14 protein-coding genes are annotated in these 14,910 nt (G+C 72.6%); 10 read left to right on the forward strand and 4 right to left on the reverse strand.

Features of this window, described 5'->3' with window-relative positions:
• Positions 1 to 49: 49 nt before the first annotated feature.
• Positions 50 to 1,831, reverse strand: a complete 1,782-nt coding sequence (locus ACFC0Z_RS24195) for a dolichyl-phosphate-mannose--protein mannosyltransferase (protein WP_376441578.1) — start codon at positions 1,829 to 1,831, stop codon at positions 50 to 52.
• Positions 1,832 to 1,883: 52 nt separating this feature from the next.
• Between ACFC0Z_RS24195 and rsmI the strand changes: the two genes are divergently transcribed.
• The 7 genes from rsmI (at position 1,884) to ACFC0Z_RS24230 (ending at position 7,718) form a co-directional block, all read left to right on the forward strand.
• On the forward strand, positions 1,884 to 2,753 hold the full coding sequence (gene rsmI, locus ACFC0Z_RS24200) for a 16S rRNA (cytidine(1402)-2'-O)-methyltransferase (protein WP_376441581.1): 870 nt from the start codon (positions 1,884 to 1,886) through the stop codon (positions 2,751 to 2,753).
• Between the two features lie 122 nt (positions 2,754 to 2,875).
• The gene (locus tag ACFC0Z_RS24205; protein ID WP_376441584.1) at positions 2,876 to 3,304 is read left to right on the forward strand and encodes a hypothetical protein; all 429 of its coding nucleotides are present in this window, start codon (positions 2,876 to 2,878) and stop codon (positions 3,302 to 3,304) included.
• A gap of 75 nt (positions 3,305 to 3,379) precedes the next feature.
• A complete protein-coding gene (locus tag ACFC0Z_RS24210) occupies positions 3,380 to 4,252 on the forward strand; it encodes a TatD family hydrolase (protein ID WP_376441587.1) in 873 nt (290 codons plus the stop codon).
• 94 nt (positions 4,253 to 4,346) lie between these two features.
• Complete coding sequence (locus tag ACFC0Z_RS24215) at positions 4,347 to 5,600, forward strand: ubiquitin-like domain-containing protein (RefSeq protein WP_376441589.1); 1,254 nt, start codon at positions 4,347 to 4,349, stop codon at positions 5,598 to 5,600.
• 29 nt (positions 5,601 to 5,629) lie between these two features.
• A complete protein-coding gene (rsmA, locus tag ACFC0Z_RS24220) occupies positions 5,630 to 6,490 on the forward strand; it encodes a 16S rRNA (adenine(1518)-N(6)/adenine(1519)-N(6))-dimethyltransferase RsmA (protein WP_376441592.1) in 861 nt (286 codons plus the stop codon).
• Entirely contained in the window at positions 6,487 to 7,395 is a 909-nt protein-coding gene (locus tag ACFC0Z_RS24225) for a 4-(cytidine 5'-diphospho)-2-C-methyl-D-erythritol kinase (protein WP_376441595.1), read from the forward strand. Before rsmA ends, ACFC0Z_RS24225 begins: the two co-directional genes overlap by 4 nt.
• A 65-nt stretch (positions 7,396 to 7,460) precedes the next feature.
• Positions 7,461 to 7,718, forward strand: coding sequence for a hypothetical protein (locus ACFC0Z_RS24230; protein WP_376441597.1), 258 nt, complete (start codon positions 7,461 to 7,463; stop codon positions 7,716 to 7,718).
• Here the strand turns inward: ACFC0Z_RS24230 and ACFC0Z_RS24235 are convergent, their stop codons facing one another.
• Entirely contained in the window at positions 7,719 to 8,708 is a 990-nt protein-coding gene (locus ACFC0Z_RS24235) for a hypothetical protein (RefSeq protein WP_376441600.1), read from the reverse strand. It abuts the gene before it with no gap.
• Between the two features lie 191 nt (positions 8,709 to 8,899).
• Between ACFC0Z_RS24235 and ACFC0Z_RS24240 the strand changes: the two genes are divergently transcribed.
• Positions 8,900 to 10,204, forward strand: coding sequence for an acyltransferase (locus tag ACFC0Z_RS24240; protein WP_376441603.1), 1,305 nt, complete (start codon positions 8,900 to 8,902; stop codon positions 10,202 to 10,204).
• A 157-nt stretch (positions 10,205 to 10,361) separates the two neighbouring features.
• Here the strand turns inward: ACFC0Z_RS24240 and ACFC0Z_RS24245 are convergent, their stop codons facing one another.
• Both ACFC0Z_RS24245 and ACFC0Z_RS24250 read right to left on the reverse strand, forming a co-directional pair.
• The gene (locus tag ACFC0Z_RS24245; protein ID WP_376441605.1) at positions 10,362 to 10,754 is read right to left on the reverse strand and encodes a hypothetical protein; all 393 of its coding nucleotides are present in this window, start codon (positions 10,752 to 10,754) and stop codon (positions 10,362 to 10,364) included.
• Positions 10,751 to 11,038 carry a hypothetical protein gene (locus ACFC0Z_RS24250; RefSeq protein WP_376441608.1) on the reverse strand — a complete coding sequence of 96 codons (288 nt, stop codon included), beginning with the start codon at positions 11,036 to 11,038 and terminating at the stop codon, positions 10,751 to 10,753. The genes ACFC0Z_RS24245 and ACFC0Z_RS24250 overlap by 4 nt, the downstream gene beginning before the upstream one ends.
• 101 nt (positions 11,039 to 11,139) lie before the next feature.
• On the opposite strand from ACFC0Z_RS24250, the gene ACFC0Z_RS24255 reads away from it, so the two are divergent.
• Positions 11,140 to 12,945, forward strand: coding sequence for an ABC-F family ATP-binding cassette domain-containing protein (locus tag ACFC0Z_RS24255; protein ID WP_376441610.1), 1,806 nt, complete (start codon positions 11,140 to 11,142; stop codon positions 12,943 to 12,945).
• A gap of 123 nt (positions 12,946 to 13,068) precedes the next feature.
• Complete coding sequence (locus ACFC0Z_RS24260) at positions 13,069 to 14,904, forward strand: PQQ-binding-like beta-propeller repeat protein (protein WP_376441612.1); 1,836 nt, start codon at positions 13,069 to 13,071, stop codon at positions 14,902 to 14,904.
• The last annotated feature ends 6 nt before the right edge of the window (positions 14,905 to 14,910 follow it).

A 14,910-nucleotide genomic window follows, 5' to 3' on the forward strand; every position in this document is an offset into this window, starting at 1 on the left:
AGCAACTTTCTTCAGATCTGTCAGCTCCGTCAGATCCGTATCGGATCTGTCAGATCCAGGTGTCCAGCCACATCCTGTTTCGCCACTGGTCTATCGGGATGGGAGTTCCCGTGTAGATCGGCCAGAAGTAGATGAAATTCCAGACGATCAGCAGGACGAGACATCCCGCCGCCACCGCGCCGAAAGTCCGGCGCCTTTCCGATGTCCCCCGGGGGCCGATGATCGCGCCCAGCATCATCGCCACCGCCAGGCACAGGAACGGCACGAAGACGACCGCGTAGAAAAGGAAGATGGTGCGTTCCTGGTACATGAACCAGGGGAGCCAGCCGGCGGCGATGCCGCAGGCGATCGCGCCCGCGCGCCAGTCGCGGCGGAAGGCCCAGCGCCACAGGATGTAGAGGATGGCGAAGCAGGCGGCCCACCACAGGAGCGGGGTGCCGAGGGCCAGGACCTCCTGGGCGCACTTCTCCTTCGCCGTGGAGGGGCAGCCGGCGGTGCCGGGGGCGGGGGACTCGTAGAAGTACGAGACCGGGCGGCCGAGCACGATCCAGGACCAGGGGTTCGACTCGTACGTGTGCGGGGACGTGAGGCCCACGTGGAACGAGTACACCTCGGACTCGTAGTGCCACAGGCTCCGCAGCCATTCCGGCAGCCAGCTCCAGGTGCCGCCGCCGCCCGGCAGCGCGTCCTGCTTCGCGGCCCAGTCGCGGAAGTAGCCCTTGTCGCTGACGATCCAGCCCGTCCAGGTCGCCAGGTACGTGCCGATCGCGACCGGCACCACCGAGACGAACGCCGGGATCAGGTCGCGCCGCAGGACCGCGACGCGCGGCCGTACGGCGCCCGCCGTGCGGCGGCCCGCCACGTCCCACAGGACCGTCATCAGGCCGAACGCGGCCATCACGTACAGGCCGTTCCACTTCGTCGCCGCCGCGAGGCCGAGCATCACACCGGCCGCGATCCGCCACGGGCGCCAGCCCATGCGGAGGGTCTCGGCGATGTCGGCGTCGGGGCGCAGGACGCCCTCCTCGTCCACGGGGAGCGCCCCCGCGAACCGTTTCCTCGCCTTGTCGCGGTCGACGACCAGGCAGCCGAAGGCGGCCAGGACGAAGAACATCAGGACCTGGTCGAGCAGGGCCGTACGGCTCATCACGAAGTGCAGGCCGTCGACCGCGAGAAGCAGACCGGCGAGGCAGCCGAGGAACGTCGAGCGGAAGAGGCGGCGGCCGATCCGGCACAGCATCAGGATCGACAGCGTGCCGAGCAGCGCCACCATGAAGCGCCAGCCGAACGGCTCGAAGCCGAAGATCTTCTCGCCGACGCCGATGACCCACTTGCCCATGGGGGGATGGACGACGTAGCCGGGGTCGGTGGGGATCAGGACCGAGCCGGGGTCCCGCAGGATCGTCTTGTCGATGTCCTTCGGCCACGCCCCCTCGTACCCCTGGTTGATCAGGGCCCACGAGTCCTTCGCGTAGTACGTCTCGTCGAATATCACCGCGTGCGGCTTGCCGAGGTTCCAGAACCTCAGGACGCCCGCGACGGCCGCGACCAGGAGCGGACCGCCCCACGCCGACAGCCGCCACAGCCGCTCGGCGAGGACGGGGCCGATGCCGAGCAGCGACCAGATCCGCTCGGACGGGCGGGCGTACGGCGGGTCGAGCCGTTCCCGGAGGCCGATGGGGGCGGGGGCGTCGGCGCGGGGCGCGTAGCCGAAGCGCCGCAGCCTCCGCTGCCACGGAGAGGGCTCTGCCACGGGCCCGGTCGCGGGCCCGGTCACGGGCTCCGTCGCGGGGTGCTGGCCCTCCTGGGCCTCGGGTGCGGTACTGGTCACCGCGCCATCGTAGGGAACGCTCCTGTGCGCGTCGCCTGTCCGGGCTGGGAGGATGTCCTGTGTGACAGGAACGCTGGTACTCGCAGGGACCCCCATCGGTGACATCGCGGACGCTCCGCCCCGACTCGCCACCGAACTGGAGAACGCGGACATCGTGGCCGCCGAGGACACCCGGAGGCTGCGCGGCCTGACCCGGGCCCTCGGCATCCACACCTCCGGCCGGGTCGTCTCCTACTTCGAGGGAAACGAGTCCGCCCGTACGCCCGAACTCGTCGAGGCGCTCGTCGGCGGCGCCCGGGTGCTGCTCGTGACCGACGCGGGCATGCCGTCCGTCTCGGACCCCGGCTACCGGCTCGTCGCCGCCGCCGTCGAGCAGGACATCAAGGTCACGGCCGTCCCGGGCCCGTCCGCCGTGCTCACCGCGCTCGCCCTCTCCGGCCTGCCCGTCGACCGCTTCTGCTTCGAGGGCTTCCTGCCGAGGAAGGCGGGCGAGCGGCTCGGAAAGCTCCGCGAGGTCGCGGACGAGCGCCGCACCCTCGTCTACTTCGAGGCCCCGCACCGCCTCGACGACACCCTCGACGCGATGGCCGAGGTCTTCGGCGCCGAGCGCCGCGCCGCCGTCTGCCGCGAGCTGACCAAGACGTACGAGGAGGTCAAGCGCGGCCCGCTCGGCGAGCTCGCGGCCTGGGCGAAGGAGGGCGTACGGGGCGAGATCACCGTCGTCGTCGAGGGCGCCCCGGAGACCGGCCCGGCCGAGCTCGACGCGGAGGAGCTGGTGCGCAGGGTCCGGGTCCGCGAGGAGGCGGGGGAGCGGCGCAAGGAGGCGATCGCGGCGGTCGCCGCCGAGGCCGGACTTCCCAAGCGCGAGGTCTTCGATGCCGTCGTCGCGGCAAAGAACGCGGAGAAGTCGGTAAAGGAATGAGGGGCCGCTCCCTGCAAACCGTAAAGGGATAACCTGAAAGGCAATGGTTCTCCTTCGGTTTTCCTTCTCCTGATGCATTCCGCCCCGAAAGGGCGTCCACTGGGCAGTGGAGAGGAGCTGGCATGAGCGAGATCACCGGCACCGGCATATCCGTCGCCCACGAGGCGTACGCCTTCGCCTGCATGCGCTGTGGATACGGCTGGGAGCAGGCGTACGACATCGAGCACCACGTCGACGCCGCCGGACACACGTACGTCGTCTACAAGGCCGACGGGGAGCGGGTTCCGTCCCCGCTGTCCCGTCCCACCTGCAGGAACTGCGACGGGCACGTGGTCCGGATCATGCGGGCGGGGCAGGTGTCCACGGTGCTCGACCTGATCGCGGCCACCGAGAAGCACCACCGGGGGGCGAAGGAGACCCCACCGATCTCCATGGCCGGCCCGATCGGGCAGGAGCTCACCGAGGACGGGGCGGAGGGCGAGAGGCCCCCCGTGCCGCACCACTGGCACCTTTCCGACCTCCTGCACCCGTTCAGGAAGCAGCAGAAGTAAGAAGCAGCCGAAGCAGGAAGCGGCAGAAGTAACCGGCCGGGCGGCGGCACTCGTGTCCCTCGTACGATCGAGGGCATGAGTGCTGCCAAGGACGCCCCGCCGCCGCTGCCCGAGCCGCTCCTCGTCGAGGTCGCGGACTCGCACACCCATCTGGACATGCAGTCCGGGACGGTCGAGGAGGCCCTCGTCAAGGCCGCCGCCGTCGGCGTGACCACGGTCGTCCAGGTCGGCTGCGACGTGAAGGGCTCCCAGTGGGCCGCCGAGACCGCCGCCGCCCACGCGAACGTCCACGCGGCCGTCGCCCTCCACCCCAACGAGGCCCCCCGGATCGTCCTCGGCGACCCCGACGGCTGGTCCCGGCAGGGCGCACGGCCCGGCGGCGGCGACGCGGCCCTCGACGACGCGCTCGACGAGATCGACCGCCTCGCGGCCCTCCCGCACGTCCTCGGCGTCGGCGAGACCGGCCTCGACTTCTTCCGTACGGGCCCCGAGGGCATGGCCGCGCAGGAGCGTTCCTTCCGCGCCCACATCGAGATCGCCAAGCGGCACGGCAAGACGCTCGTCATCCACGACCGCGAGGCCCACGCCGACGTCCTGCGCGTCCTCGACGAGGAGGGCGCCCCCGACAGGACCGTCTTCCACTGCTACTCCGGCGACGCCGAGATGGCGGAGATCTGCGCCGCCAAGGGCTACTACATGTCCTTCGCCGGCAACGTCACGTTCAAGAACGCCCAGCCGCTGCGCGACGCGCTCGCCGTCGCCCCCCTCGACCTCGTCCTCGTCGAGACCGACGCGCCCTTCCTCACCCCCGCGCCGTTCCGGGGCCGTCCCAACGCCCCGTACCTGATCCCGGTCACCGTCCGGGCGATGGCCGCCGTGCGGGGGATCGGGGAGAACGAGCTCGCCGAGGCGATCGCCGCGAACACGGCCCGCGCCTTCGACTACTGAGCGGAACCGACTGGTCACTGATCCATAACGGTTACGTGTCGTAGTCGGCCAGTCACGTACGCGTGACCGTGCGCGAGGCTAGTGTCCCGGCCTCGTGAGCACTTCCCAGGGCAGCCACCGGGCCGGACGGCGGACGGCGACCCTCCCCGCGTACGAGCCGCCGGCCGTAGTTCCCCTGCCCGCACAGGCGGGCGGTACGGGCTCCCGCGCCGGAGCCCGCCGCGCGGCCAGGCGCCGCAAGGCCTCCGGGCCCGCCGGCGGCGGCCTGCGCAAGCTCGTCCCGCAGGCCCTCGTCGTCGCCTTCCTGGCCGGCGGCACCAGCGCCTTCGTCGCCAACGACAAGGCCGTCCGGCTCTCCGTCGACGGCACCCCGCGCACGCTCCACACCTTCGCCGACGACGTCGAGGAGCTCCTCGCCCACGAGGGCCTCACCGTCGGCGCCCACGACATCGTCGCGCCCGCCCCCGGCGAGGCCCTCGCCAGCGGCGACGAGATCGTCGTCCGGTACGGGCGGCCGGTCGCCCTCACCCTCGACGGGCAGCGCCGCCAGGTGTGGACCACCGCCAGGACCGTCGAGGGCGCCCTGCGCCAGCTCGGGGTCCGCGCGGAGGGCGCGTACCTCTCCGCCTCCCGCTCCGCGCCGATCTCCCGCCAGGGCCTCGCCCTCGACGTCCGCACCGAGCGGACGGTCACCTTCCTCGCCGACGGCCGCGAACGGACCGTCCGCACCAACGCCGCCACCGTCCGCGAAGCCCTCGCCGAGGCCGGGATCACCCTGGCCGGGCAGGACACCACCTCCGTCCCCGGCGCCGCCTTCCCGCGCGACGGCCAGACCGTCACCGTGCTCCGCATCACCGGCAGCAGGCAGGTGCGGGAGGAGGCCATCCCGTACGCCGTCGAGACGGTCCGCGACCCGCAGCTCTTCGCGGGCACCGAGTCCGTCGAACGCCAGGGCGCCGCGGGCGTCCGCCGCGTCACGTACAGCGTCCGCACGGTCAACGGCGTCCGGCAGAAGCCGCGCAGGACCGGCGAGGAGATCGTCCGCGAGCCCGTCAGCCGCAAGGTCCGGATCGGCACCCGCCCCCTGCCGACCTCCGTCGCCGGGGCCGACGGCCTCGACTGGGGCGCCCTCGCCGCCTGCGAGTCCGGCGGCCGCCCGAACGCCGTCGACCCCTCGGGGACGTACGGCGGCCTCTACCAGTTCGACCCCGGCACCTGGCGCTCCCTCGGCGGCAGCGGAGTCGCCCAGAACGCGCCCGCCGCCGAGCAGACCTTCCGCGCGAAGAAGCTGTACGTGTCCCGGGGCGCGAGCCCCTGGCCGCACTGCGGGCGGCGGCTGTTCCGGTGACCCCCCTGCACCTGGCCTAGGCTGTACCGGTGAGCACCGAAAGCCCCGACGCCCTCCTCGGCCCCGCAGACATCCGTGAGCTGGCCGCCGCCCTCGGCGTGCGCCCCACGAAGCAGAAGGGCCAGAACTTCGTCATCGACGCCAACACCGTCCGGCGGATCGTCCGCACGGCCGAGGTGAGGCCCGACGACGTCGTCGTGGAGGTGGGACCCGGACTCGGCTCCCTCACCCTCGCCCTCCTGGAAGCCGCCGACCGCGTCACCGCCGTCGAGATCGACGACATCCTCGCCGCCGCGCTGCCCGCGACGATCGAGGCCCGCATGCCGCGCAAGAAGGACCACTTCGCGCTGGTCCACTCCGACGCCATGCTCGTCCAGGAGCTGCCGGGCCCGGCGCCCACCGCGCTCGTCGCGAACCTCCCGTACAACGTCGCCGTCCCGGTCCTGCTCCACATGCTGGAGCGGTTCCCGACCATCGAGCGGACCCTCGTCATGGTCCAGGCCGAGGTCGCCGACCGGCTCGCCGCCAAGCCCGGCAACAAGGTCTACGGCGTCCCCTCGGTGAAGGCCAACTGGTACGCCGAGGTCAAGCGCGCCGGATCCATCGGCCGCAACGTCTTCTGGCCCGCGCCGAACGTCGACTCCGGCCTCGTCTCCCTCGTCCGCCGCGCCGAGCCGCTCGCCACCACCGCGACCCGCCAGGAGGTGTTCGCGGTCGTCGACGCGGCCTTCGCCCAGCGCCGCAAGACCCTCCGCGCCGCCCTCGCCGGCTGGGCGGGCTCGCCCGCCGCCGCCGAGGAGGCCCTGGTCAAGGCCGGGATCTCGCCGCAGGCGCGCGGCGAGGCGCTGACCGTCGAGGAGTTCGCCCGCATCGCGGAGGCCAAGGCGTGACCGGCGGCGCGGTCACCGTCCGCGTACCCGCCAAGGTCAACGTCCAGCTGGCCGTCGGCGCCGCCCGCCCCGACGGCTTCCACGACCTCGCCAACGTCTTCCTCGCCGTCTCCCTGTACGACGAGGTCACCGCCACGCCCGCCGACGCGCTCACGGTCACCTGCGAGGGCCCCGACGCCGACAAGGTGCCGCTCGACCGCACCAACCTCGCCGCGCGCGCCGCCGAGCTCCTCGCCGCCCGGCACGGCATCTCCCCGGACGTGCACCTGCACATCGCCAAGGACATCCCCGTCGCCGGCGGCATGGCCGGCGGCAGCGCGGACGGCGCGGGCGCGCTCCTCGCCTGCGACGCGCTCTGGGGCCTGGACACCCCGCGGGACGTGCTCCTGGAGATCTGCGCCGAACTCGGCTCCGACGTCCCGTTCAGCCTCGTCGGCGGCGCGGCGCTCGGCACGGGCCGCGGCGAGAAGCTCGCCGAGCTGCCGGTCGGCGGGACCTTCCACTGGGTCTTCGCCCTCGCCGACGGGGGGCTGTCGACGCCGACGGTGTTCCGCGAGTTCGACCGCCTCACGGAAGGCACCCGGGTCCCCGAGCCGACCGCGTCCCCGGCCCTCCTGGACGCCCTCCGCACCGGCGACACCACCGCCCTCGCGGCCACCCTCGCCAACGACCTCCAGGCCCCGGCGCTCTCCCTGCGCCCGTCGCTCGCCGCGACCCTGACGGCCGGCACGGAGGCGGGCGCGCTGGCCGCCCTCGTCTCGGGCTCGGGCCCGACGACGGCGTTCCTGGTGAAGGACGCGGAGGCGGCCGAGACGGTCGCGGCGGCGCTGATCGCGTCGGGCACGTGCAGGACGGCACGGGTGGCGACGTCGCCGGCGCGGGGCGCGGTCGTTCTGCCGGACTGACCGCTCAGTTCCCCCGCGTGTGCCACGCTGGGCCCGTCTTGTCGGACGGGCCCGGGGGGGGCTTTATGCGAGTGATTCAGGCGGGGAAAGCGGCGTGGGTGCGGAACCGGCCGCTGCTGAAGCTGCTGGACGAGATCGGCCAGGCCGTCGGCTGCGGCCTGGTACTCGCGAGCTCCTTCGTGGCCCAGTTGGTCCCGGCCCCCTGGATGTGGCTCTTCCGCCTGGGCTTCGCCGTCTTCCTCCTCGGCGCCCTCCGCGCCATCCCGGGGGCGTGGCGCGCCTGGCGCCAAGACCGGGCGGAGCGGGCCCAGCAGATCACCTGATCAGCGCTTGTGCCGTGAGATCCGGGCCAGCAGCAGGTTCGGCGCCTGGTTCTGCTGGACGAAGAAGGCCGAGTTGTTCACGTAGACCGTCCGGGACTGGACCGCGACCGACGTCGGGTTCGTGAGGCCGTCCTTCGCCGTCAGGACCGCCTTGTGGGTGCCGTCGGGGCGGACGAGGGCCAGTTCGTCGCGGATGATCAGCGCGGCGAGCACCGTGTCGCCGTGGCCGGTGAAGGCGAAGTCGTCGATCCAGGCCAGGCCCGTCGCCTTCGTCTCGGCCGGGCCCGCCGTACGCCCGGCGTCGGCGCGCACCGGGATGCGTACCAGCGTCTGCTTGTCCGTGTTCGACACCCACACCGCGCCGTCGTGGACCTTGATCCCGTTGGCGCCGACCCCGACGCCCGCCGGGGGAGCGATCCCCTGGAGCGCCGGGCCCGTGGCCCAGGCGACGGGGGTGCCGCCGGTCGTCGGTACGCGCCAGACCGTGCCCTTCACCGAGTCGGCGGCGTACAGCGTGTCGCAGGACTCGTCGAGCGCCAGGCCGTTGGGGAAACCTTCCGGCGGGAGCGGGGCGATGCGTACGGGCGTGCCGCCGCCGGCGGGGAGGCGCCAGATGCCGTTCTCGGCGGCGGTGCCGGTCGCGTAGTTGACGTACAGCGTGCCGTCCGCGCCCCGCGCGATGCCCATCGTGGCGGCGGCGCCGATCACCGGCGTCTGCGGGTCGGCGACGGCGGGGAAGGTGGCGAGGACGGTCGTCGCGCCCTTCTTCGTGACGCGGGCGACCTGCCGGGCGAGGGCGAAGGTGATGTCGGCGGAGCCGTCGGGTTCGAGGACGATGTTCTCCGGCGTCTGCCCGGCGGCGAAGGCGAAGTGGGCGACGATCTTCGGGTTGACGATCTTCGGGTCGGCGGTGGCCGATGCGGGTCCGGCGGAGAGGACCGCGAGGGCGGTGGCCGATGCGGCCAAGGCGACGGCACGGGTGCGGGGCATGGGCGGGACTCCCTGGGAGCGTGGGGACGGGGCACGACCATGACCGGTCGGCCGTCCCCGGGGCCGGGAGCCCGGGCCGCCGGGTCGCCCGCGCGGCCGACGCCCGCCCTCCGTACGGGGGGCGTACTCACGCGCGGAGATGAGTACGTACGCTCTGACGGCCGCCCCCGGCCGCGCGGGACCGTACGGGCATGGGATTCAGCGCTCGCGAACTCGCCGCCGCGACCCCCGCCTCGCGGGACCGGTACGTCGACCTGCTCCGGGTCGGCTCGCTCGCCGTCGTCGTCCTCGGCCACTGGCTGATGGCGGCGGTCGCCGGGGACGGGAAGGGGGACGGGCAGGTCGGGAACATCCTGGCCGTCGTCCCCGAACTCCAGCCGGTGACCTGGGTGTTCCAGGTCATGCCGGTGTTCTTCTTCGTCGGCGGCTTCTCGCACGCCCTCGCCCACCGCTCCCGCCCCCAGTACGCCGCCTTCCTGCGGGCCCGGCTCCAGCGGCTGCTGCGGCCGACGATGGTCTTCGTCGCGGTGTGGGGCGCGCTCGCGCTCGCCCTCCAGCTGGCCGGGGCGGACGGCGGGCTCGCGGGGGTCGCGCTGCGGCTCGTCACGCAGCCGCTGTGGTTCATCGGGATCTATCTCGCGATGGTCGCGTTCACGCCGCCGCTGCTGCGGGCGCACGAGCGGTGGGGCTGGGGCGCGTTCGCGGCGCTCGTCGGAGGGGCGGTCCTCGTCGACGTGCTGCGGTTCGCGGCCGGGGTGCCGTTCGTCGGGTTCCTGAACTTCGCGTTCGTGTGGCTGGCGGTCCACCAGCTCGGCTTCCTGCGGGCCGACGGCCGGATCCGCCGCCCCGCGCTCCTCGCGGGCGCCGGGCTGCTCGGCGCGACGGCGCTCGTGGCCCTCGGCCCGTACCCGCTGTCGATGGTGGGGATGCCCGGCGAGAAGGTCTCGAACATGGCCCCGCCGACCCTCGCCCTGCTCTGCCACGGCCTGTGGCTGGTCGGCGCGGTCGAGCTCCTGAAGGGGCCGGGCGCGCGGCTCGTCGCGCGGGCCGGTGTGTGGCGGGCGGTGGTCGCGGCCAACGGGATCGCGATGACCGCGTTCCTGTGGCACCTGACGGCGATGCTCGGGGTGTACGGGGTGATGCTCGGGCTCGGCGTGGAGCTGCCGGCCCCGGCGTCGGCGGCCTGGTGGGCGCAGGTCCCGCCGCGGTTCCTGGCGGCGGCGCTGCTCACGGCGCTGCTGGTCGCGGTCTTCCGCCGCTTCGAGGCGCCGGTGGCGTCCGCCCCGGCCACGGACACCGGCGGCCCGCTCGCCGCCCTCGGCATCACCCTCGCGCTCTTCGGGGTCCTCGGCCTGTCCCTCACCGGCTTCGCCGGCCTGCTCACCGGCCACTCGGCGACGCTGATCGCCGTCCCGGTCACGGCCCCGGCGGCGGTGGGACTCGCCCTGGCGGGCTGGCTGGCGGTGGAGCGGGCGGGGCGGGGCGGGTCGCGGTGACGCCTGGTTCGCCGGGCGTGCCCTGTTCCTCCCGCGCGCGCCGCAGCTGCTCGCGCAGGGCCTCGATCGTCTCCTCCGAGACCGGCCCGTGGTCGGCCTCGGCGGCGGCGATGAGCTGGTCGAGGTTGTCCCGCTCCGTCTGCCGGTCCATCGGCTGTCAGTCGTCCAGACGTTCGTCGTCGATGTTCACGGTCACGGTGCCCGGCGGGTAGAGGTCCTCCCGCTCGGTCAGGATCAGGTCCATCGTGGGGCGGTGCGGCGCGGGAAGCGCCGCGTAGAGGGCGTGGCAGACGTCCGGGCCGCCGAATCCGCCGCGGACCATCCGGGCGACGGTCACCGACGCCACCGTGTCGAGCGGGACGACGTCCACGCCGGGGAGTGCCAGGGCCGCGTCCCCGGCCCCTTCCTCCTCCGTCTCGGCCTGGAGCAGGCACAGGGCGGGCACCTGGAGATGCCGGAACGGCGACGCCGCCGCGTTGTCGGCGACGCGCTGGAGCTTGCGGTGGCCGCGGGCGAGGGCGAGAACGGCGGAGGTGTCGAGGATGATCACGCCGCCGGGTCCCCGAAGGCGCGGCGGGCGTTCTCGGCGGCGATCTCGTAGACCTTGTCGAGGGCGTTCGGCGTCGCGTCGAACTCCTCGTCGGTGAGCGTGGAGCGCATGCGCTCGCGCATGATCCGGCGGCTCTCGGCGACCTTCTCCCGCGCCTGCGCCGCCGTGAGCTGCGAGGCGGCCAGCTCGGTGACGAGCGCTCCTATCGTGGTGCCCCGCTCGCGGGCCAGTGAGGCGAGGTGGTCGCGGGTGGTGTCCGGCACCTTGATGGTGGAGTCAGCCATGGGCCCACGGTACACCGGCGGTGTACCGATGGTGTACCGGCGGTGCACCGGTGGCGGCAACGTACCCTGGGACGTCGATCGATCCCCCGTACAGGAGTGAAATGGCCGTCAACCTGGTCAATGTCGAGGCCGTCACCAAGGTGTACGGCACCCGTGCCCTGCTCGACGGGGTCTCGCTCGGCGTCTCCGAAGGGGACCGGATCGGGGTCGTCGGCCGCAACGGCGACGGCAAGACCACCCTCATCCGGATGCTCGCCCGCCTGGAGGAGGCCGACACCGGCCGCGTCACCCACAGCGGCGGCCTCCGTCTCGGCGTCCTCACGCAGCACGACTCGCTCGACCCGAAGGCGACCATCCGCCACGAGGTCATCGGCGTCATGGCCGACCACGAGTGGGCCGGCAGCGCCAAGATCCGCGACGTCCTCACCGGCCTGTTCGGCGGGCTCGACCTGCCCGGCTTCGAGAACGGCCTGGACACCGTCATCGGCCCACTCTCCGGCGGCGAGCGCCGCCGCATCGCGCTCGCCAAGCTCCTCATCGAGGACCAGGACCTCATCGTCCTCGACGAGCCCACCAACCACCTCGACGTCGAGGGCATCTCCTGGCTGGCCAAGCACCTCCAGGAGCGCCGTTCCGCGCTCGTCTGCGTCACCCACGACCGCTGGTTCCTCGACCAGGTCTGCACCCGCATGTGGGACGTGCAGCGCGGCACGGTCCACGAGTACGAGGGTGGGTACTCGGACTACGTCTTCGCGCGCGCCGAGCGCGAGCGCATCGCCGCCACCGAGGAGACCAAGCGGCAGAACCTCATGCGCAAGGAGCTGGCCTGGCTGCGCCGCGGCGCCCCCGCCCGTACCTCCAAGCCGCGCTACCGCATCGAGGCCGCCAACGAGCTCATCGCCGACGTGCCGCCGCCGCGCGACACCAGCGAGCTGATGAAGTTCGCCAACGCGCGCCTCGGCAAGACCGTCTTCGACCTGGAGGACGTGTCCGTCACCGCCGGGCCGAAGGAGCTCCTCAAGCACCTCACCTGGCAGCTCGGCCCCGGCGACCGCATCGGCCTCGTCGGCGTCAACGGCGCCGGCAAGACCTCCCTGCTCCGCGCGCTCGCCGACGCCGCCGTCAGCCAGGGCGACAAGCAGCCCGCCGCCGGGAAGATCGTCGTCGGCAAGACCGTCCGGCTCGCCTACCTCTCCCAGGACGTCACCGAGCTGCCCGGCACGCTCCGCGTCCTCGAAGCCGTGCAGCAGATCCGCGACCGCGTCGACCTCGGCAAGGGCCGCGAGATGACCGCGGGTCAGCTCTGCGAGCAGTTCGGCTTCTCCAAGGAGAAGCAGTGGACGCCGGTCGGTGACCTCTCCGGTGGCGAGCGCCGCCGCCTCCAGCTGCTCCGCCTGCTGATGGACGAGCCGAACGTCCTCTTCCTCGACGAGCCCACCAACGACCTCGACATCGAGACCCTCACGCAGCTGGAGGACCTCCTCGACGGCTGGCCGGGCTCCATGGTCGTCATCTCCCACGACCGGTTCTTCATCGAGCGCACCACCGACAAGACGCTCGCGCTGCTCGGCGACAAGACCCTGCGGATGCTGCCGCGCGGGATCGACGAGTACCTGGAGCGCCGTCAGAGGATGACCGAGGCGGCCGTCCCCGCGTCGGCCGCGCCCGCCGCCCCGCAGAAGTCCGGCGTCTCCGCCGCCGACGCCCGCGCGGCGAAGAAGGAGCTCCAGAAGGTCGAGCGGCAGCTCGACAAGCTCGCCGACAAGGAGGCGAAGCTGCACGCGCAGATCGCCGACAACGCCACCGATTTCGAGAAGGTGGCGAAGCTCGACGCGGAGCTCCGGGAACTGGCCGGGGAGCGCGAGGAGTTGGAGATGCGCTGGCTCGAGCTGGCCGAGGACGCGTGAGAAGCGCATAACGAGGGCATCACAGGCCGGTTCTCCCTTGGGTACGGGGGCGGACCGGCCGCTTTCATGCGCGGGTGTGAGTGGTAGAAAGAAAACCCGTTCACGTCAAGGGGGAAACCGCTGATGACCCAGCCGCCCAGCAACCAGCCGCCGGGGGGCTTCGGAGCCCCCCAGGACCCGAACCAGACCCCTGGTCAGACCCCGGGTCAGGGCACGCCGCCCGTACCGCCCGTACCGCCGCAGGCGCCGCCCGTCCCGCCGGCCGCCGCGCCGAACCCGTACGGTCAGCAGCCCGGTTACGGGTACCCGCAGACGCCCGGTCAGCAGCCGCAGCAGCCCGGCCCGTACGGCTACCCGCAGCAGCCGCAGCAGCCGGGCCCGTACGGCTACCCGCAGCAGCCGCAGCCCGGCCCGTACGGTCAGCAGCCGCAGTACGGTCAGCAGCCCGGCCCCTACGGCGGTTACCCCGGCGCGCCCACCCCGCCGCCCGCCCCCGGCGGCAACGGCGCCGACAAGAAGCGCACCGCCATCGTCGCCGGCGTCGCCGCCGCGGCCGTCCTGGTCGCCGCCGTCACGACCTGGGCGGTCGTCGGCGGGGACGACGACGAGAAGAACCCGGTCACCCTGCCGACCGCCACCACCTCCTCGGCGCCGACCTCCGCCGCCCCCAAGCCCACCGAGTCGGTGGACCAGGGCGACGGCTCCGGCGACGGCCGCGGCGGCGAGGACGACTTCAACGCCGGCCGCCAGGCGGGCGAGGCGAAGGTGAACTGGCTGCTCAAGAACGACGTCGACCTGCCCCGCAACGGCGCCGACGTCCTCGGCCCGTGGATCGTCGGCGACACCGTCGTCAAGGCGATGTACAAGGGAATCGACGGCTACGGCCTCGCCGACGGCAAGAAGAAGTGGCACGTCGACGTGAAGTTCGAGCTGTGCGCGGCCCCGGCCGCGCCGGCCGCCGACGGCACGATGGTCTTCGGGTACAACGACAGCGCCAAGGACGGCGCCAAGTGCACCGAGCTCCAGAAGATCGACCTCAAGACCGGCAAGGCGGGCTGGAAGACGTCCGTGCCGAAGTCCACGGCCCTCTTCGCCTTCGACGACAACACCCTCGCCATCAGCGGCAACACCGTCACCGCCGCCGGTACCAGCAGCGCCTACGGCTTCGACCTCAAGACCGGCAAGCAGATCTTCAAGGGCGCCACCACCGGCTGCAAGCCGTACGGCTACGCCGGCGGCAGCAAGCTCATCGCCGCGATGAGCTGCCCCTCGGGCAGCACCGAGAAGAAGAGCCAGGCCATCGGCGAGGTCGACCCGCGCACCGGCAAGCCCAGGTTCACGTACAAGCTCGCCACCGACTGGGAGGTGGACAAGGTCTACTCCGTCGACCCGCTGGTCGTCTCCGCCACCCAGCGCGCGCAGAAGAAGTGGACCGTCTTCGCCCTCGACAACAAGGGCAAGCTCCGCTCGCAGATCCAGGGCGGCAAGGACAAGTTCGCCCCGTCCTGCGGCGGCACGTTCGTCGTCTTCGGCAAGAACCTCCAGGGCTGCACCGGGGTCGCCGCCGACGCCAACACCTTCTACATGGCGACCGAGGTCGACTACGGCAAGCCCAACGAGGTCATCGCCTTCGACCTGAAGACCGGCAAGGCCAAGTGGCGCTCCAAGGCGCCCGGCGAGCAGACGATGATTCCGCTGCGCATGGACGGCGGCAAGGTCCTCGTCTACGTCGACCCGTCGTACGACAAGGGCGGCGCCGTCGCGACCATCGCCCCGAGCGGCGGCGCGCCGACGATCCTGCTCCAGCACCCTGCCTCGACCGCCGATATCGAGAACAGCTTCTACGACCCCGGCTTCGCCTACGGCGGCGGCACCTTCGTCGTGACGAGCGGACGTGTCTCCGCGTCGAACGACAAGGAAGAAAAGCTGGTCAAGACGATGATGGCGTTCAGCAAGTGAGGTATT

Source organism: Streptomyces sp. NPDC056144 (assembly GCF_042264145.1).
Classification (GTDB): domain Bacteria; phylum Actinomycetota; class Actinomycetes; order Streptomycetales; family Streptomycetaceae; genus Streptomyces.